The organism is Amycolatopsis sp. NPDC089917 (assembly GCF_040684635.1).
Lineage (GTDB): Bacteria > Actinomycetota > Actinomycetes > Mycobacteriales > Pseudonocardiaceae > Amycolatopsis.
Window position 1 is genome coordinate 20,651 of sequence record NZ_JBFBGL010000012.1, and the last position, 20,197, is coordinate 40,847.

Below are 20,197 nucleotides of genomic sequence, written 5' to 3' on the forward strand. Positions count from 1 at the left end.
ATCCGGGAGCGCCTCAAATGGCTGTGGTCGATCGGGTCGCGGATTACCGGTGGGATCTATCCGCCGCCGGTCCCTGCCGTCACTCCACTGCTCGATGCGGCGAAGACGGGCTCGACCTGGGGAAGCTTGGTGATGACGTAGCCGAGCAAGCGATCGTTGCCCATGGCACCGCAGTTGTCGTTGTCGTTGGCCATCGACTCGACAGTCGCGCTGCCACAGCGGTAGAGAACCTGGACGTCCGGACCTTCCGGCCGCTGTGTCCACAGCTGTCCGAGCGGCCCGACGGGGCTCTTGCCTTCACAGGCCGTGTCGAGTGACACGAACTGATCGGCATCGTTCATGCACGCGGTCAGCGGCTGAGTCCCCGTGGCCGGGAGCAGGGACAAGTACCCGTGCCGGAACTCGGAGTAGTACCCAGGGCGGGCGGCTTGCGTCGTGCTGAGGTGGTCGTACGCGGCGTTGTTGTAGTACCGCACGAGCGGTGCGTAGGCGAGGGTGTACCCGAGGAGGGATTCCTGGGTCGCTCCCCCGCAGTCGGCTCGGCGGCTGTCGAAGTGCCCTGCCGCCGAGTTGCACCGATAGACCGGGATCGTGGGGATGTTGGTCGGCTGCTGGGTGTAGACGGAGCCGATCTCGCCGATCTTGGTCTTTCCTTCACAGGCGGCATCGGTCGAGGTGAAGAAGTCCGTGCCGGATTGGCAGGAGTACAGCACACGGGTGTTCGGCTGCGCGCTGTCGACGAGCATTCCCAGGCTTTCCTCGAACCGGTAACCGGCCGCGGGCGCGACGCTGGTGCTCGCCGTTCGCTTCCGCCCCGCCTCGTCGACGTAGCTGCCCAGCTGTCCGCCATCGGGTGCGGGGAAGCCACCGTAGGTTCTGATCGCTGTTTCGGAGGCCATGCCGTAGTGGGCGTAGACCTCGTCGATCATGCCGGGGAAGAAGTCCGCGGCCTTGCCGTTGGTCTTACCTCGGCCGATGGCGAAGGACCCGTTCGCCTGCCAGAGAACGACACCGTCCTTCTTGCCGGCGAATTGCCCGTCGACATAGAGACGCAGCTGGTGAGCCGCCTGGTCGTAGACGCCGGTGAGGTGTGTCCACCGGTTCACGACCGCCGGGTCGAACGAACTGACGTAGGACAGCGGTGACGCGTCGACGTCCTGCGCGGCCGCGCCGAACGTCCACCGCCGGGCTTCCGGCCGGTACTGGAGGGTGAAGCCGCTCATCTGCGCCCCGTCCTGTGACAGCACGGTCGCGACCTGATCCGTTCGGGCGAGGTTTGCCCACGCGAACACGGTGAAACTGTCCTGCATGGCCAATCCCCGCTCCTGCGCGGTGGCCTGCCCGTCTGTGCCGTTCAGCTTGAGCGCGGTACCGCTCACACCCGGTGCGAAGGACGTGCCGCCGGTCGGGACGACGGTGTTGCCCCGCCAGCTGTAGTCCTTACCGGTGCCGTTGTCGAACCGCCAGGCACCACCGTCACCACGGGGGACGTCATCGTGCACCTTGCGCACTTCGGCATCGGTGAGCGCTCGGGAAAAGACGCGCATGTCGTCGATTCCCTGGGGGAAGAAATTGGTGTTGGCGCCGTTCCAGCGGGCACGGCCGATCGCGAATGGCCCCGCCGAGGGAATCGAGGTGACTCCGACCTGGACGGCGGACTGGACACCGTTGACGTAGAGCTTGAGCTGCCGGAACTGGGCGTCGTAGACCAGACCGAGGTGAGTCCAGGCGTTGAGAACAGCGGGCTGTGCCGATAACAATGCCGACACCGGCGGGTTGTCCTGATCCGCGCTGGGGAGGGCGACCCTCCATTTCTTGGTGGGTCCGTCGTAGTGCACGTGGAAGGCGCTGACCCGGTTGCCGTCCTGGCCGAAGACGCTGTAGAAGCCGTTGTCGGTCTTCGTCAGCTGCGCCCACGCCGCGACCGAGAAGCTCTTCGTCGTGTCCACGACCGCGCCAGTGGTCTGCGCGTAGCCGGTGGTCCCGTCCAAACGCAGCCCCGGCGTGTTGATCCCGGCGCCCCACCCGGCACCGTTCATCAAAGCCACGTTCAAGCCACGACTGCTCGCGTCCAGAGCCATCTGCCCGGCGTTCTCATCGAACCGCCAGTGCCCCGCATCCGCGACCGGCAGCGTGGCGGTGCCACCGTCAGCGGCGGGATAGGACTTGTAAAGGCCCGACACCCGATCCTTGTCCAGAGCGGTCGTGTAGAGACGGGCATCGTCGACCTTGCCGGTCCAGAACTGGCTCGGCTTGTCCGCGGTCAGGCCGCGTCCGATCTGAGCGGCTCCGGACGCCTGCCAGCGTCCGTTCAGAGTCCCGTCGCCGACGCGCTTTCCGTTGACATAAAGCCAGATCTTCTTGGTCTGGCGGTCGTAGGTGCCTGCCAGGTGGACCCAGGAGTTGATCTCGGCGGGGAACGCCGACACCGCCGCTCTCGCGATCGTGGTGTCCGTGTCGGTCTCCGCCATCTCGAACACCCATTTACCGCAGGCGTTCGGGTTGTCGAAGACTCCGTCGAAGCAGGTCGCGTTCATCTCGTCGGCAACGTGCCCGAGCCGGAACTTGCTGGTCCGCTCGCCGTCGATGCTCAGAGCAGTGAGCTTGGAGACGATGTCGGACTTGCGGTCCATGTAGACCCACGCCGACGCACTGAAACTCTCGTCGGTGCGCAGGTCGACACCGGTAGTGCCGATGGCGCCGGTCTTGCCGTCGAACTGGACTGCGTTCCCGACCCGGCCGGGCGCGAACTGCGCGCCGGGCTCGAGTGTTCCGGTGCGGGCACCGGTGGAGTCCGCGACCTTGCTGCCACTGGATTCGTCGAGCTGCCAGTTGTGCACCAGGGTGAGGTCCTGCCCGGACATGGTCCGGATCTCGTCGGTGAACAAGGTGCGGCTGTAGACCTTGACGTCGTCGACCGTGCCGCCGAAGGCGTCCAGCCACGTGCCGTTCCACTTGCCGCGGCCGATGTCGAACTCGGCGGTCGCGTTCCAGCGCGTGGTGAACGTGGCGGTCCCGGACAGCGTGCCGTTCACATACAGCTGCATCTCTCCTGAGCTGCTGTCGTAGCTGGCGACGAGATGTGTCCAGACACCGGTTTGGACCGGCTGCGCCGAACGCGCGCGGACGACCGCGGTCGGAGCGGTGCTGTCGGGACCGTGCATCGCGAACGCCCACCGGTCGTCGCTCGTGCCGGTGTAGCCGAGGTTGAACGCGGACACGTTCTGCCCGCTCTGGCTGACCACGGCACCCCAGCCGGGGGTTTTGTTGGTCATCTTGACCCAGGCGGCGACCGAGAAACTCATGCTGCTGTCGACCGGCGCCTTCGCACTGACGTAGTCGTCGATGCCGTCCAGGTTCACCGCGAGATCGGTCGGATCCGGATAGCTGGTCTGCCCGGCGACCCACTGGGCACCGTTCTTCGCGGTGCCGTGGCTCGGAATCTCCGCGCCCGACGTGTCTTGTGCGTCGCCGTCGAGCTTCCAGGTGGCGGCCGTGACATTGTTCTGGGCCACGATGCCCTGGATCTCCGCGAGGTCGAGCGTGCGGCTGTAAGCGCGCACCTCATCGATCCCACCGGACCAGAAACCGAGCGGCGTCCCGTACTTCCCCCGCCCGATGGCGAACTGGCCGGCGGCGTGCCACGGCGTCGCGGGCGCCGCAACGCTCGCGACCTGCTTCCCGTTGACCACGAGCGTCAAGGTCTTGGCCGCCGCGTTGTACACACCGGCCAAGTGGGTCCACGGCACGGTCTGCACGGTGTTGGCGCCGGATCTGACCTCCGCAGCGGTGCCACCGGTCGCGTCACCGGGGTTCATGCCGAAGACCCAGGAACCGTTGTTCTGCTTGAGATAGAAACCACTCGCGGCCGCGCCGTCCTGCGAGACGGCGGTCATGTCGCCGAGTTTGTCCGGCCGCACCCACGCGGTGATCGCGAAATTCTGGTCAGTGCGCACCACCGGTCCCGAGGTGGCCGCGAAGCCTTTGACCCCGTCGAAGGTGGCCGAACCGTTGACCGCGCCCTGAGGAGCGAACCTCGCGCCGGGCTGCAGGACCGCCATCTGGCCACCAGAGGCGGCATTGCGCGCGGTCGTGCCGTCCGCGTCGTCGAGATTCCAGTAGCCCGCGGTGACGTTGTCCCGCGTGACCGCGGACTTGACCTCGGCATCGGTCAGCACCCGGTCATAAGTACGGATCTCATCGACAGTGCCAGCCAGGTAGTCCTTCCCCACACTGTTGACGATCGCGCGACCGACCGCGAACTCGTCGATCGCCGGCCACGGCGCCTTCCACGTCGCACTGCCCTGGAGATCATCGTTGACATACAGCCGGATCTGCTGCGCCCACGAGTCGTAGACACCGGCGAGATGAGTCCACGTGTTCGTCTGCGCCGGGTTGACCGACGACACTGTCGTCGGAACGGTGCCCGGGTCGTTACCGGGCCGGAGTTCCAACGCCCAGCGATCGGTCCCGGTGCCGGTGTGCCCGAGTTTCACCATCGCCGTCGTCGACGCGTTCTGGCTCAGCAGCGTCGACCAGCCCGGCTTCTTCTCCGCGAGGTTGACCCAGCCGGAGAAGGAGAAACTGGGATAGGTGCTCGCCGAAATCGGCGCCGTCACGTAGTCGTCCACACCGTCCAGCTTGAGACCCGACCCGGTGCTGCCCGGCACGTAGACCGGGCCACCGTGCAACGTCGCGTCGCGGAACCCGAGGGTCGCGGTGTCCTTCGTGTTGCCCTCCAGCGACCACTGCGCCAGTGGGCCATTGCCTGCCCGCACGTAGAAGTGGTGTGCCTGCACCGGGCTCTTGTTCCCGGCGCGGTCGACGCTCTGCACGAACAGGTCCCGCGGCCCGTCGCCGGGCGGGGTCAGCTTCACATAGGCCTTGCCGCCGAGCGCGACCGCATCGACCGGTGTCGTGGGCGGATCCGTCCAGCCATAGAGGTAGTGATCGGCATCCGCGACGTTCGCATCGAATTCGAACACATCCGGCACGTCGACACCGCCATGCCAAGCGTTGTCCGCTTTGTAGAGCGGCGCCGTCACCGTCGGCTTGTTACTGATACCCGTCCGGTCGACGATGAACGGACCTGGCCCACTCCGCCAATCCCCACCATCAGCGGAATCGTGCCCCCACACCGTCCACGTGACACGTTGCCCATCACGCTTCGTCAGATCGACATCAGTGCTGTGATAAGCACCCGACGCCTGAAAGATCACCGGAGCACGCTGATCCGGAGCGCCACCATAAATGTCCCAGACCGGGCGGAGCTGATCGTTACCGTCCGGGTCGGACAACCTGCTCAGCAACCTGATGGACGGATCGCCCACATACGGCACACCGCCACACCAGCGACACGGCGCGGGCAACGGCGGGTCGGTCTTCATGTCATACGGCGGGTTCGGCTTCGTGTTGTAATTGATCTGCAGGATCGTGCTCGGCACGTCGTACCGGCGCCACGCGTCACCGTCGGTCTCCGACTTCGCTTTCAGGAAATAGGTCGACGCGCCGTTGGGGTTGATGTAGAGGCCGACACCGAAACCGAAAGGTTTGTTCCCCGAGCAGGCATCCCAGTTGCTGGGAGCCCACTCCGTGGAAACAAGATCCCCGGCAGGAGCGTTGTTCCAGGTCGTTCCCCACCAGATGTTGTCTCTCGCGATGAAGAGCTGATGTTCCTTCGGATCACAGTTCGGGCCGTACACCACGGCCGTGTTGAAATTGACCGCTTTGATCTCTTTCCCAGCCAGGAAACCGGTTTCGAACTGGAAATACGTGCGCGCGACATCGATCTTCCCGCACTCGCTCCTGGTACATCGGCCGACCTTCGCCCAGGCGTCGCCGTCACCGGTGCCGTTGACGTAGGAGTCGTTGGGGTAGCCGCGGAAGACCTTCGCCCACATGCTCTGCCCCGGGGACCGCATGTCCGGGTCGACCACCACGGGATACCGCGTGGCAGGGTCCGCCAGCATCGCGGCGTCCGGCTTCAACGTCATCGAGGAACGGTCGACCGCGACGCCGACCGGCGTGCTCGTGCTCTCGCGTCCCCTCGCGTCCCACATGGTCGCAGCCGGAGCGACGAAGACCTTCTGTCCATCGCCGCCGACGGCCTGGAGCCGGCCGGTCTCGTCCGACGACAGCTCCACGCCCTCTGTCTCGAGGGCGAGCTTGATGGAGGCCAGTGCGGGGTTCCGACCCGCCTCCGGCGTCTTGACCACGAAACGCTGGTTGTAGCCCTCGGCCTCGGCCTGCATTTCCAGGTCGACACCCGGCAGTACCTCCCGGTACCTGGCCGTACTGCCGTCGAGCTCAGGCTTCGGCAACGTTCCAGGCCAGCGCAACGCGAGACGCTTACCCTCGCGCGAGAATCGCACCAGCGGCCCGTCGGTCCCACCGGCGGAAAACGCCACATCAGCGACAGCGGCCTTCGGCCTCACCGTGCCGTCCGGCACGGACGCCAACGCCGTATCGACGGGAACCCATCCATTGCCCTTCCGCACCCGCACAGGCAGCGGCGACAGCTGCGCCGTCAACGTCCCGTCCGGGTTCGCCAGCACCTTCTTCGCCTCGGCGGTCTGATCGGCCACCCCGACCGGGGTGCCCTGCAACCGCGCCGCGGCGAACGCGCTGGCGGCATCCGGCGCCTCCGCCACGGGAACGACCGCGGCGGGCAGCGAGCTCTTCGGCGAACTGGCCGTCACCACGACGACACCGGCCAGCACCAGGAAGACCATGGGCAATACGCGCAGCCTGAAGCCACGCGCCCCTGACGGACGCAACATCGGAAAGTTCCCCCCAAGACGGCCAACGCGCGTCCCCCGACGCCACGCGACCCACAAAGTCATCATGACTCTTCACGATCACTATCCAGTGGAGAAAGACTCCACCAGAGTGAACGATCGTGGTTTAGACCAGCATGTCTGTGATGTGGCCGACAGGGCGCCAAGTCGCCGCTTTGCCCACGCTGTCGGAACTTTTCCGACTGATCATCGACCGCCAACCGGAGCAAGGGTTCTGGTGGTCGGTGCCAACCCAGATCACCGACGGACCCCCGGAGCCAGTAAGCCCGGGTGGCGATCGAGGCCCCGGTCTCGCCTGAGGTCCTGCGCCGGACAGTCCCCGGACGATCTTCGCGAAACGCCCGGACGTGCTGTCGGGTTCTCGCTACAGTCCCCCAGGTCCGATCGAACTGGGGGTTCGAATGAGGAGATTCCTCACCATCGGCCTGTCCGCGCTGCTCACCTTGGGCACCGCGGCGGCCGTCAGCACACCTGCGCATGCCGTTTCGCAGCTCGACTTCGGGGCTTGCCCGGCGGACGTCGCGCAGGCGTATCCGGCACTGAAATGCGCGACGGTCACCGTCCCGCTCGACTACGCGCGGCCGTTCGGCGCGCGGATGGACGTGCTCGTCTCGAAACACACCAGCACCGACCCGGCGAAACGACGGGGCGTGCTGTTCGTCAATCCCGGCGGCCCGGCGAGCTCCGCGGCGATGCTGCCGGGCAAGCTGTCCCTTCCGGACGCGACCGGGTACACCCGGCTGCCCAAGGAAGTGCTCGAGGCCTACGACATCGTCGGTCTCGACTCCCGCGGCACCGGCCACAGCCAGCCGCTCAGCTGCGTCGGCGAGGACTACTGGCGTCAGCTCCAGCCGGATCCGGACCGGCCCGAAGAGCGGGACAAGAGCTGGGAACGCTGGAAGGCCTTTGCCCGGTCGTGCGCGGAAAAGAACGGCGACAAGCTGAAATACACCGGCAGCCGCAACGTGATCCAGGACATGGACCGCGTGCGCACGCTGCTCGGCGAGGAAAAGATCAGCTACCTGGGCTATTCCTACGGCACCTACCTCGGCAGCGCGTACGCCGAGCGGTATCCGGACCGGATCGACCGGATGATCCTCGACAGCTCGATGAACCCGGTGGAACCGCGGATGTGGTACGGGAACTCCACCGGTCAGGTCACCGCGGGAGTCGCCCGCGAAAAGGCCTACTTGAGCTGGATCGCCCGGTACGACGACGTTTTCCACCTCGGCAAGACCTACGAGGAGGTGAACGCGGCCTGGCAGAAGCTGCTCGGTGACTTCCGGAAGGCGCCGCGCGGGCCGTCGAAGAACGTCGGCGCGGTGGAACTCTTGGACGTCTACATCGCCAACCTCTCCCACGAGCTCTACTGGGAACCTCTCGCGAAGGCAATGGCCGACTACGTTCTGCGCGGCGACGACCGTGCCGTGCTGGACTGGGCGACTCCTTCGGGTGGCGCGGCGGGCGAGAGTTTCATCGCGGGAATGATCTCGATCGCGTGCGTCGATTCCGACGCTCCGACCGACCGGACGAAGATCGAACGCGACTTCGGCGAGCTGGCCAAGACCAGCGATTTCGCCTGGTACAACGTGTCGATCCCGTCCGCCTGCGCCAACTGGCCGGTGCGTGACCAGCGGATCGTGCCGTCGGGGAAGAACCTGCCGCCGGTCCTGGTCTTCGGGGTCGAGGGAGACTCCGCGACGCCGTACGCGAACACGGTCGCGATGCACAAGCGGCTGACCGGTTCGGTCCTCGTGACCGAACGCGGCGCGGGAACCCACTGCGTGTTCGGCAGTCACCCGGCGATGGTCAACCGGGAGGCGCAGCGGATCGGCAAGGAATACCTCGTCGACGGCCTGCTCCCGAACGGCGACCTCGACATCGCGCCGCATCCCCTGCCGGTGCCGACGGCGGGAACCGCGGCGGCCGCGCGCCCGGCCGTCGTTTCACAGCGGTCGTGAAAAGCCGGCCCGTCCCGGTTCTCGCCGGGGCGGGCCGGCCTCGCCCGGAGCCTTCCGTGTCAGCGCCTTGACCTGCTCTTCTTCCACGCTTCCGCGGCCCGTTTCACCAGCTCGCCCATTCCGGCAATGAAGACCGCGGTGATCGTCAGGACCCGTGGGTTCGCGATTTCCGCGAGCCCCTGACCGGTGCGTTAATTGCGCGGCCCGATGTCGAATAACCGCCGGTTCAGGACCCGCTTTCACACCGTTTTCACGCGATGATCTTTTACCGCTCTTTACCGCGACCGGACATTGCCGTGTTCATCCGCCGTCATCGGCGACGACCGCCCGGACGACCGTCGGCCGTCACGTCTTTCGGATGCACGATTCGTCCTCCAGCCTGCGGTCCCTGGCGTGCGGTGCCTCTTCGACCCAGGCTGCCCGGAAGGCGCACTCTCGTCAAGAAGAGCTCTTGGACACCGCCGTGACCACGGTCGATGACGTATTCGAGTTCGCCAGTCGGCAGTCGAACACCCCAGCGAACGGAGCACCCGATTGCGACTCGCCAGCCTTGACAAGTTCACACACTGCCTTGAATAGTGGAAAAGGTTTGACATGATCCAAGTGCTCTGGGGGCGAGAAGATGTTGAACTGGCACAAGGAAAAACAGGCGGACCGTACACAGATCCCCGTGGCCAGGAGGGAAAGCGACTGGGTGACGGCCGGCTCGGATCCACCGCTGGGCGACGTCGTCGAGGTGCCGCTCGACAGGCTGTCCACCGAAGACTCCCCGAGGGCGGCGGGACTGGATCTCGCCCACGCCCGGGTGCTCGCCGAAGCGGACGCTCCACTGCCGCCGATTCTGGTGCACCGTCCCACGATGCGGGTGATCGACGGGCTGCACCGGCTCCAGGCGGCCAAGCTGAAGAACGCCGCCGCGATCGACGCGCGGTTCTTCGACGGTGACGAGCAGGCCGCCTTCATCCTCGCCGTGAAGTCGAACGTCACGCACGGGCTGCCGCTCTCCCTGGCCGATCGCAAGACCGCCGCCCGCCGGATTCTCGAGGCCCGCCCCCAGTGGTCCGATCGCGCCATCGCGGCGGTCACGGGCCTGTCCCACAAGACGGTCGGCAAGGTCCGCCGTTCGACTGGGGAAGTTCCCCAGTCGAACGCCCACGTCGGCCGGGACGGGCGCGTCCGCGCGCTGGATCCGGCCCAGGGCAGACGGCGAGCCCACGAGCTGATCGCGAGCAATCCCACCGCCTCGATCCGCGAGATCGCTCGCAGCGCGGGCGTTTCCCTCGCGACCGCGCACGACGTCCGTCATCGGCACCGTCACGACGAGGGGCCGGCTCCCGCTCGCACCGCGACCAGGCCTCGCGGACGGCAGGCCGAGGCCGGCGACCTCGCGAGCACGCAGATCGCCGACAACCAGGCGGCGGTGGAGCGGCTCCGCTCGGACCCCACCATCCGCTACACCGAGTCCGGGCGAACGCTGGTCCGCCTGCTGGACGGGCATCTGAACGACCGGGACCAGTGGGATCAAGTCGCCAGGAACATCCCGGAACACCGGCTGGAACTGATCTCCGAACTCGCCAAAGCACGGGCGGAGGACTGGCAGCAGTTCGTGAAACTGCTGCAGAAACGCAGACGGTGACTTCACCGAAACCTTGACACGAAGGGGACTTTCCACAGGGAAAGTCCCCTTCTTCTTGTTCGCGCACCTTGCGCTCCGCGCGACCGAGGAATCCGGAAAACCGGCGACGCGGAGTGTTGCGAAGCGCAGGCGGCCCGGGTCAGAATAGTGCGAACTCGCCCGCACTCACGGGCATCTGGGGCACGTCGGCAGGAATCACCGGAAACCGCTGATCCACTTTTCGCCGACCCCGAAGCGGTCAAAACACCATTCCGGACTCGTCTGCATGCCCTCATCCGGCGCAGATTCGATCAAAGGGGAAACATGAACGCGGTAGACGCGCGGGCGGAACTACGTCAGCAGATCTTCTCCCTCCTGTCCGAAGTCGCAGGCGGCGTTCTGGAAAACCAGACCATCGAGGCGGACACCGAGTTTCCCGAGACGGGGATGAGCTCCATCGAATACCTGGCGCTCATCGAGAAGATCGAAACCAAGCTCGACGTGTTCATCGACCTCGAAGAGAACGAGGATCTGACCACTGTGGACAAATTCTGCGACTACCTGCTGGAGCAGGTGCCGTCCGCCTGAGCAGGCACGACCATCCGCCCACGGACAAAGGATCATCATGAACGCCAAGGCATTCGGCCTCTTCCTGCCCCCGTTCCACGACCCTTCGGTCAGCCCGCACGCGTCGTTGCACCGCGACATCGAACTGTGCGGCCACGCCGACGACCTGGGTTTCGACGAGATCTGGCTCGGCGAGCACCACTCCAGCGGCTGGAGCACGCTCAGCTCCCCGGAAATGCTGATGGCGGCGCTGGCGCGGGAAACCCGCCGCATCCGGTTCGCCACCGGCGTCATCCCGCTGCCTTATCACCATCCTTTGCACGTCGCGGAAAGGATCGTGCTGCTCGATCACCTCAGCGCGGGCCGGGCGATCCTGGGCGTCGGAACCGGCACCTACGTGCACGACATGGAGATGATCGGGGTGGATCCGGCGGCGGTCCGCGATCATTTCCGGGCCGCGCTGGGAACGGTGCAGGCGCTCATCAACGGCGAAACGGTCAACACCACGACTCCGTGGTTCACCGTGAAGAAGGCCGTGCTCCAGCTTCAGCCGCTCAGGGGACCCGGTGCCATCGAGACCGTTGTCGCGTCTTCGCTGAGCCCTGCCGGTATCGAACTCCTGACGGACACCGCGACGACCCCGACCGTCCACGTGGCCCCGCCGTGGGGCTCGATCCGGCCCGGAATGGACCCGGATCCGGTCGGCGCGCTGATCGAACGCGTCGAGTCCTACCGGAACAAGTCCGCGGGGAGCACGAGGATCCGGTGCAACGTCTTCGTCCACGTCGCCGACTCCCCCGCGGCGGGCGTCGAGGAGCTGCTCGAAGGATTCTCCGCGCTGCGCCGCGGTTTGTACCGGAGCACCCTGGGCATGCCGATCCCGGACTCCCCCGTCGCGCACCGCAAGACCTTGCAGAACCTCGTCGACACGGGCGGGTTCATCGTCGGCGACGCCGCGACCTGTGCCGAGCGGATCCGCGACCTGATGGATCGCGTCGGCGACCCGGTCTCGCTGAACTTCTTCGTCCCCCGGTGGGTTTCGCACCGGGCGACCCTCGACCAGCTGACGACGATCGCGCACGAGATCGTGCCCACTCTCGTCGGCGGATACGCCGGCGCCGCGGAGTCCATCCGGCTCACGTCGGAGGAAGCCGCCCGTCAGTTGAAGTCCCGGACCGAGCTGGTCGGCAACGGAGGCGACAAATGAGCACCACCGAGGTGAGCCTGGACTTCAGCTCCGACGAGTTCCTCGCCGACCCCTGGAACATCTACAAGGAGCTCCGGCGATCGGACCCGGTCCACTGGTCGGCGGCCTTCAACGCCTTCCTGATCACCCGCTTCGAGGACGTCCAGGAGCTGCTGTCGGACCGGCAGGTCGGCAGCGGGTTCCCGATGCGCAGCAGCCGCCGCCTGTTCGGCCGCACGCTGCTGGACACCGACGGGCCGCGGCACCGCGATCTGCGCAAGCTGTTCATGCCGCTGTTCGCGGGCGGGTCGGTGAAACGGCTGCGCACCGAGATCCTCGTTCCCGCGGTGGACCAGGTGCTCGACTCGATCGAGGCCGAAATGGGGTCCCGGGACGAGGTCGACGTCGAGTTCATGGAGCGGGTCGCCGTCGGGGTGCCCTACGCGATGGTCACCCGGCTGTTCGGCCTGCCGCCGGAGGACGCGGCGTGGCTGCGTCCCCGGGTCCTGCCGCTGGCGGGCGCGATCGAGTTCCCGGCGACCTCGCTGGACTCGGCGCTCACGGCGAAGGCGGAGCTGATCGCCTACCTGAAGGACAAGCTCGCCGCTCGCGGTGAGGGCGGCCGAATGCCGTTCCTCGATCTCCTCTTCCCGCCGGACGAAACGCTCGACGAGTCCATGCTGGGCACGGCGACGCTGTTCCTGCTGGCAGGCACCGAGACGAGCGTCGCCACCATCGGCAAGATCATGTACGCCGTGCTGGCGCACGACGTCGAACTGTCGACGCTGGCGGACAAGGACTACCGCACGCAGGTCGTCCGCGAGACGCTGCGGTGGGAACCGCCGAGCCACACCATCCTCAGGTACGCGACCACCGACCTGAACCTCCACGGGGTGGACATCCCGCGCCGGTCCGCCCTGCTGCTTTCGCTGGGCAGCGCCAGCCGCGACGAGAACGCGTTCGAGGATCCGGACAGCTGGCGCCCGGATCGCCCGGACCAGCGCCTGCTGGCCTTTTCCGCGGGCCCGCACACCTGTCTGGGCATCCAGCTGGCGCTGGCGGAGTTCGACACGCTGTTCGAGCGGTTGTCGCACCGGTTCGGCGGCGTCCGGCTCGGTGGTTCGCTCGACGGCATCCGGCAGGGTTTCTGGCGGCTGCGGGAACGGGGCCACATCTTCCGGCGGCCCGATCACCTGCACGTCCGGCTGGAGCGCAAGGCCGATGCTTGACACGTTCGCCGTTCCCTACGACCTGACGACCGAGCTCGCGGGCGGGACCTCCGAGTACAACCGCGCGAAGCTGGTGCTGGCCGCGTTCGCCGTCACCCTGTGCCGGTGGACGGCGGCGGACGAGGCCGCGATCTCGGTCGCGGGGAGGGTGATCCTGGTCCGGGTCGACGACCGGGCGCTCGTCGGCGACTTCCTGGGGTCGGTCCATCCGATCGGCGTCGTCGAGGACGGGCCGGTGGATCTCGTGCTCGCCTCCCTGCACAAGGATCTGCGGTCCGGGGAGATCCGCTTCGTCACCGAGGTGCCGGACGCCGCGCACGGGTTCGTCGCCGACGTCGCCACCGCGGTGGACGAGCTGCTCTCCCTCGACGGTCTCCTCGAAGACGTGCGCTGCATCGCGCCGGAACGCCGCCGGATCCTCGACGCGCTGGCAGGCGAAGACACCCCTGACGCCGACATCGAAACCCTGTTCCTGGAGCAGGTTCGGCTCCGCCCGCGGGAGGTCGCGGTCCGTGACGCGGACGCCGAGCTGACCTACGGGCAGCTCGCGTGGGCCGCCGATCGGTACGCCGGGGTGCTGCGGCGTGCCGGGGTGCGGCCTGGTGACACCGTGCTCGTCGCGGCCAAGAGGTCCGTCGGCGAGATCGTGGCACTGCTCGGGATCGTCCGGGCGGGCGCGGCCTACGCGGGATTCGACGACGACGCGCCCGAAGCCCGGTTGGCGAGGATCATCGGCAAGCTGGCCCCCGCGGCCGCCGTGGTCGACGCCGCCGCGGCAGGCCATCCCGCCCTGAGCGGGCTCACCCGTGTCGATTCCTGGCTCCCTGGTGAAGAAATCGACACGGACGCCGAACCGCCGTCTCCCGGCCACGACGATCCACGAAGGACGGCGTACGTCGCGTTCACCTCGGGATCCACCGGTGAACCGAAGGGTGTCGTCGTCCCGCATCGCGCGGTCACACGGCTCGCGCGGACGGCGGAGCTCCGGACGCGTCCCGGTGATCACGTCCTGCGGATGGCGCCGCTGGCGTTCGACGCGTCGACGTACGAGATCTGGGTGACCTTGCTCAACGGTGGAACGCTGGAGGCTTTCCCCGGACGGCTGCCGTCGGTCCGGAAGCTCGAAAAGTTCTTCACCGAGCGGAAGATCTCCGTCGCCTGGCTGACCGCCAGCCTGTTCCGGCTGGTCGTCAAGTCCCGGCCGCGGACGCTCGCCGGGCTCCGCTGGCTCCTGAGCGGCGGCGAGGTCGTACCGCACGACGCGGCGGCACAAGTGCTCGAGTCGTACCCCGGGCTGGTGCTCACGAACGGATACGGGCCCACCGAGAACACCACCTTCACGACCACGCACACCGTCCGCGACAGCACGGAGATCACCGGCCCGCTCCCCATCGGGAAGCCGATCGCGGGAACCAGGGTCTTCGTGCTCGACCGGAACGCCCGGCTCGTCCCGCCCGGCGCGATCGGCGAGCTGTACGCGGCCGGGTCCGGGCTGGCGGACGGCTATCTCGGCGACGAGACCGCGACGGACGAACGGTTCGGTCACTTCTCCCGGGACGTCGGCGAACGCCTGTACCGCACCGGTGATCTGGTGCGGCTCGATCCGAACGGCGACGTGCTCTTCCTCGGCCGCGTGGACAAGCAGATCAAGCTCGACGGCCATCGCATCGAGACCGAGGAGATCGGCGCCGCCCTCGCCCGTCACCCCGGTGTCCGCGACGCCGTGATCGTGGTCGCCCGACAACCGGACCAAAGCCCCCAGCTCGTGGCGGCCATCGTCGTGCGCCCCGGCGAGGACACGGAAACCCGTTCCCTGCGGGCGTTCCTGGCACGGCAGCTCCCGAGCTACGCGATCCCCGCCCGATGGGTGGTGGTCGAAGCGATCCCGCTCACCCGCAACGGGAAAGCCGACGAAAAGGCCCTGATCGAAGCCGCGACGGACCGTGAGGCCATCGCCCGATGAGCGAACGCCGGATGAAGGAGAAATCGATGAGGTTGTCGCTCGGGCAGGAGCGGCTGTGGCTGGTGCAGCAACTCGACCGGACCAGTGCCGCGTACAACATTCCGATCGTCTTCCGGTTCCACGACGGCGTCGACTTCGAGGCGCTCGACCGGACCCTCGCCGCGCTCGTCGAACGGCACCCGGTGCTCCGGTGGCGGTTCGTCGTGGACGGGGCGGGGACGCCCACCGCCGTCGAGACGCCGGACTTCCGGATCCCGGTGGCGCGCCGGACCGCCGGTCCCGGCGAGCACGAGTGGCAGAAGCACACGGCCGAACTGGTCAGCGAACCGTTCGATCTCGCGGCCGCGCCGCCCATCCGCGCGATGGTCGTCGAATGCGCCGACGGTTCGGCCATGCTGTGCCTGGTGAACCACCACATGATCACCGACGGCCGGTCGATCCAGATCGTGACCGAGGACGTGGTCGCGCTCTACCGGTCGGAGACTCCCGCGGCGCTCGACGTGACGTACGAGGAGTTCGTCGCGTCGCAGCGCGCCGGCGTCGGCTCGGTGACGGACCACCTCGACTACTGGCGGCGGGAGCTCGACGGCTTCGAGCCGCTGCGGCTGCCGACGGACAGGCCCCGTTCGGGCAACCCCGGTTTCGCGGGCGACCACGTCGACTTCGAGCTCCCCGCCGAGCTCACCAAGGCCTTCTCCGCGTTCGCCCTGCGGAACCGGTGCGCGCTCTCCAGTGCCGTCGCCGCGGTGTTCCAGGCGTTGCTGTCCCTCCATTCCGGACAGGAGGACATCACGATCGGGACGGTGCTGGCCGGCCGCGACGATCGCCGGTTCGCCGACGTCCTCGGCTTCTTCGTGAACACCGTGGTGCTGCGCGCGCACCTCACCCCGTCGATGACCTTCCGCGAGCTGCTGAAGGTGGCCCGCACGAAGATGGTCGACGCCTACGCGCATCAGCAGGCTCCGTTCGACCAGGTGGTCGCCGAGGTCCGGCCCGAACGGGACGCCGGCCGCAACGCGATCTTCGACGTCGTGGTCGTCCACAATGGAGAGATCCCGCCGTCCGGCGAAAGCGAGATCTCCAGCGTGCCGTGGGCAGGCGTGGCGACCCGATTCGACCTGGAGCTGGTCACCCATGTGCAGGACGGAAAACTGCACGGCTCGCTGGTGTTCCGGACCAGCCTCTTCGACCGCTCCACCGCGACGCGGCTGGTCGACCGGCTCGTCCGGCTCGTCGAGCACACCCTCGAACACCCCGACGAGCCGATCTTCGAGGGTCTGCGCGGCCAGGTCGACTACTGGCGGAAGCAACTCGACGGGGCGCCCGCGGCGCTGGAACTCGCGACGGATCGCGCCCGCCCGCCGATGGCGTCCTACCGCGGTGACTCGCTCGCCTTCACCGTGGCTCCCGCTGTCGCCGAGGATCTCCGCGGCTTGAGCGCACGTCACGGCGTCACCCTGTTCATGACGCTGTTGGCGACCTTCGACGTCGCCCTGTCCCGCTACGCGCGCACCACCGATGTGCTCGTCGGGACGCCCACGACCGGACCGGAAGGGCTGGTCGGGTTCGACGCCAAGACGCTGGTGCTGCGCACGGACCTGTCCGGCGACCCCACCTTCCCGGAACTGCTGGGCCGCGTGCGGGAGACGGTGCTCGGCGCGTACGCGAACCAGGACGTCCCCTTCGAACGGATCGTCGAGGAACTGGCGCCCCGGCGGGACTTCAGCCGCAACCCTCTCACCCAGGTCGTCTTCCAGCTGGTGGAGGTGCCGCTGCCGGGGATCCCGCCGTCCGGCACGGAAGCGGAGCCGCTCGACCTCGAATTCCGGGTATCGGACCGGGACGGCGTGCTGGAGGCGCGGATCGACTACAACGCCGCCCTTTTCGACCCGGTCACGATCGAACGCTTCACCGGGCACCTCCGGCATCTGCTCGCGTCCGTCGGATCCGATCCGGAGCGGCCGCTGTCCGCCCTGCCGATGATGAGCGAGCCGGAAGTCCGCCGCCTGACAGACGACTGGAACGACACGGCCACGACGTCGCCTTCTCCGGCGACCGTGCCCGCGGTGTTCGCCGAGCAGGTCCGCCGTCGTCCCCAGGCGACGGCGCTGGTCTGCGGCGAAGACTCCCTGAGCTACGCCGAACTCGACATCCGGTCCAACCGGCTCGCGCACCGGTTGCGCACCCTCGGCGCCGGGCCCGGGACCGTCATCGGCGTCTGCCTGCCGCGTTCACTCGGCCAGATCACCGCCCTGCTCGCGATCCTCAAGACCGGCGCGGCGTACCTGCCGATCGATCCCGGGTACCCCGAGGAACGCCAACGGCTCCTGCTCACCGACTGCGAAGCCGAACTGGTGATCACCACCGACCTGACCGGCGATCCCACCCTCGGCGAGGAATCCTCGACCGCGCTCGAACCCCGGGTGGGACCGCGCGATCTGGCCTACGTCATCTACACCTCGGGCTCGACCGGACGGCCCAAGGGCGTCGAGATCGAGCACCGGTCGATCATCCGGCTCGTCACCGGGCTGCCGGACGGCATCCTCGGCCCGGACGAAGTGGTGCTGCACGAGTCGGCGATCTCGTTCGACGCGGCCACTTTCGAAATCTGGGGGGCGCTCCTGTCCGGCGCCACCTGCGTGATCTCCACCGAGCGGGTCCTCACCGCCCGGCCGCTGGCGGACGTGATCAGCCGGCACCGGATCAGCACGGCCTGGCTGACGTCCTCGCTGTTCAACCACATCGTCGACGAGGACGTCGCGGCGCTGACCGGGCTGCGCAAGCTGCTCGTCGGTGGTGAGGCGCTGTCCGTCACGCACGTCCGCCGCGCCGTCGCCGCGCTGCCTGGCGCACGGTTCTTCAACGGCTACGGGCCCACCGAATGCACCACGTTCGCCACCTGTCATCCCATCCCCGCCCCGGTTCCGGCCGAGCTCACCGGCGTCCCCATCGGCCGCCCGCTCGGCAACACCCGCGTATACGTCCTCGACGAGCGGGGCGGGCTCGCACCGACGGGAGTGCCGGGGGAACTGCACGTGGCCGGGCCCGGTGTCGCGCGAGGCTATCGAGGGCGACCGGACCTCACCGAGGAACGGTTCGTCCCCAATCGCTTCGACACCACCAGTGACCGGCTCTACCGGACCGGGGACATCGTCCGCCACAACGGCCAGGGCGACATCGAATACCTCGGACGCGTCGACGACCAGGTCAAGATCCGTGGCTTCCGCATCGAGCCCAGAGAGATCGAAGTGGCACTTCTGTCCACTGAGGACGTCGCACAGGCCGCTGTCGTCGTACGCGAAGGCTCTTCCGGGCAGAAGGATCTCGTCGCCTACCTCAAGGTGCCGGACGACTTCGACGAGAACGCTCTGCGTGCCCGCCTGCGCCGTGAGCTGCCGGAGTACATGGTGCCCGCGGCGTTCGTCTCCCTTCCCGAATTGCCGTTGACCATCAACGGGAAGCTGGACACCAAGGCGCTTCCGGAGCCCGCCGGGAAGCCCCGTGCGGACGAACACGCCCCGCCGCGGAACCCGACCGAAGAGGCTCTGGCCGCGATCTGGGCCAAGGTACTCGACCGCGACACCGTCGGCAGGGACGAAAGTTTCTTCGACGTCGGCGGACACTCGCTGAAGGCCGCGCAGCTCGCCGTCCGGATCGGCGAGACACTCCGGATCGACCTGCCGTTGCGGACGTTGTTCGAGCGGCCCACGATCGCGAAACTGGCGGAGGAGATCAACGGCGGGCGGCGGACGGCCGGTGTCCGCGCGTTCGACCCCGAGGCCGTGCTGCGCGGCGCCCTCCCCGATCGGCTGCCGGCTCAGGGGTCCGGCGACGTCTCCGACGTCCTGCTCACCGGGGCCACCGGTTTCGTCGGCGCGTACCTGGTCCGGGAGTTGCTGACGCGGACCGGTGGACGCGTGCACTGCCTCGTCCGGGCCGCGGACGAGAAGGCCGGATGGCAGCGGCTGCGCGAAAATCTCGACCGCTACGGCCTGTCGAACGAGGTCGACCACGAGCGGATCACCGTGGTTCCCGGCGATCTCGCGGCGCCCGGCCTCGGGCTCACCGACGCGGCCTTCGAGCGGCTCGCCGGTGAGATCGACTTGATCTGCCACAACGGCGCCTGGGTCGACGCGCTCTCCAGCTACGACCAGCTGGCGGCCGCCAACGTGGGCGGGACGCGCGAGCTGATCCGGCTCGCGGCCACCACCCGGCTCAAGCGGCTGCAGTTCGTGTCGACGATTTCCGCCGGTGAGGAGAACGGTTCCCGCAGCGGGTACGCGGAGACCAAGTCGCACGCGGAGCAGCTGGTCACCACCGCTCACGAACGCGGGCTGCCCGCCGCGATCTACCGGCTGCCCCGGATCGTCGGGGATTCGCGCACCGGTCAGGGCAACACGCGGGACATCATGCTGCGGGTGCTGCGGGTGATCATCGAACTCGGCTCGGCGCCCGACACCGAGATCGAGGAACCGTGGATCGCGGTGGACGAGACGGCGGGGACGCTGGCCAGGCTCGGCACGGAGCGGCAGCCGGACGGCAGCAGGTTCGTCCTCGCGAGCAGGCGCCCGGTCCGCCTCGCCCAGCTCGTGGATCTCGTGCGCGGCACCGGAACGGAGATCGGCACACTGCCGGTGGCGGAGTGGCTCGCGTCGCTCGACGCCCATTCCCCCGAGGAGCACGCGATCCTGAAGCCGCTCTTCGAGTCCACTTCGGACACTCCTGGTGCCGGACGGCCGAGGGGCGAGTTCACCCCGGTCGTCGTGCCGAATCCCGATGACGACGCGCTGCTCCGGTACGTCGACAGAATGCTCGTCCGACCCCGTCCCACCGCCGAACACGAAGGGCTGCTGCGGAAATGAGTCAACGTCGAAGGGCC

Annotated in this window: 8 protein-coding genes; 7 read left to right on the forward strand and 1 reads right to left on the reverse strand. The window is 67.8% G+C overall.

The features are described 5' to 3' along the window. Positions 1-56: 56 nt before the first annotated feature. On the reverse strand, positions 57-6,731 hold the full coding sequence (locus AB0N89_RS11505) for a LamG domain-containing protein (RefSeq protein WP_364203592.1): 6,675 nt from the start codon (positions 6,729-6,731) through the stop codon (positions 57-59). A gap of 467 nt (positions 6,732-7,198) precedes the next feature. Here AB0N89_RS11505 and AB0N89_RS11510 point away from each other — a divergent pair, with 467 nt between their 5' ends. From AB0N89_RS11510 to AB0N89_RS11540, 7 genes are all read left to right on the forward strand, one after another. Further along, entirely contained in the window at positions 7,199-8,758 is a 1,560-nt protein-coding gene (locus AB0N89_RS11510) for an alpha/beta hydrolase (protein ID WP_364203306.1), read from the forward strand. A gap of 670 nt (positions 8,759-9,428) precedes the next feature. Beyond that, positions 9,429-10,394 carry a ParB/RepB/Spo0J family partition protein gene (locus AB0N89_RS11515; RefSeq protein ID WP_364203309.1) on the forward strand — a complete coding sequence of 322 codons (966 nt, stop codon included), beginning with the start codon at positions 9,429-9,431 and terminating at the stop codon, positions 10,392-10,394. A 303-nt stretch (positions 10,395-10,697) separates the two neighbouring features. Further along, on the forward strand, positions 10,698-10,961 hold the full coding sequence (locus AB0N89_RS11520; protein WP_093932165.1) for a phosphopantetheine-binding protein: 264 nt from the start codon (positions 10,698-10,700) through the stop codon (positions 10,959-10,961). 37 nt (positions 10,962-10,998) lie between these two features. Continuing rightward, entirely contained in the window at positions 10,999-12,147 is a 1,149-nt protein-coding gene (locus AB0N89_RS11525; protein WP_364203313.1) for an LLM class flavin-dependent oxidoreductase, read from the forward strand. Then, complete coding sequence (locus AB0N89_RS11530; RefSeq protein WP_364203316.1) at positions 12,144-13,355, forward strand: cytochrome P450; 1,212 nt, start codon at positions 12,144-12,146, stop codon at positions 13,353-13,355. Before AB0N89_RS11525 ends, AB0N89_RS11530 begins: the two co-directional genes overlap by 4 nt. Next, positions 13,348-15,318 carry an amino acid adenylation domain-containing protein gene (locus AB0N89_RS11535; protein ID WP_364203318.1) on the forward strand — a complete coding sequence of 657 codons (1,971 nt, stop codon included), beginning with the start codon at positions 13,348-13,350 and terminating at the stop codon, positions 15,316-15,318. Before AB0N89_RS11530 ends, AB0N89_RS11535 begins: the two co-directional genes overlap by 8 nt. A 26-nt stretch (positions 15,319-15,344) precedes the next feature. Next, complete coding sequence (locus tag AB0N89_RS11540) at positions 15,345-20,180, forward strand: amino acid adenylation domain-containing protein (RefSeq protein ID WP_364203321.1); 4,836 nt, start codon at positions 15,345-15,347, stop codon at positions 20,178-20,180. The last annotated feature ends 17 nt before the right edge of the window (positions 20,181-20,197 follow it).

Coding starts and splice junctions, on each gene's coding strand:
- AB0N89_RS11505 (WP_364203592.1), bottom strand. CDS start 6,731: ATGGTCTTCCTGGTGCTGGCCGGTGTCGTCGTGGTGACGGCCAGTTCG.
- AB0N89_RS11530 (WP_364203316.1), top strand. CDS start 12,144: ATGAGCACCACCGAGGTGAGCCTGGACTTCAGCTCCGACGAGTTCCTC.
- AB0N89_RS11520 (WP_093932165.1), top strand. CDS start 10,698: ATGAACGCGGTAGACGCGCGGGCGGAACTACGTCAGCAGATCTTCTCC.
- AB0N89_RS11540 (WP_364203321.1), top strand. CDS start 15,345: ATGAGGTTGTCGCTCGGGCAGGAGCGGCTGTGGCTGGTGCAGCAACTC.
- AB0N89_RS11525 (WP_364203313.1), top strand. CDS start 10,999: ATGAACGCCAAGGCATTCGGCCTCTTCCTGCCCCCGTTCCACGACCCT.
- AB0N89_RS11510 (WP_364203306.1), top strand. CDS start 7,199: ATGAGGAGATTCCTCACCATCGGCCTGTCCGCGCTGCTCACCTTGGGC.
- AB0N89_RS11535 (WP_364203318.1), top strand. CDS start 13,348: ATGCTTGACACGTTCGCCGTTCCCTACGACCTGACGACCGAGCTCGCG.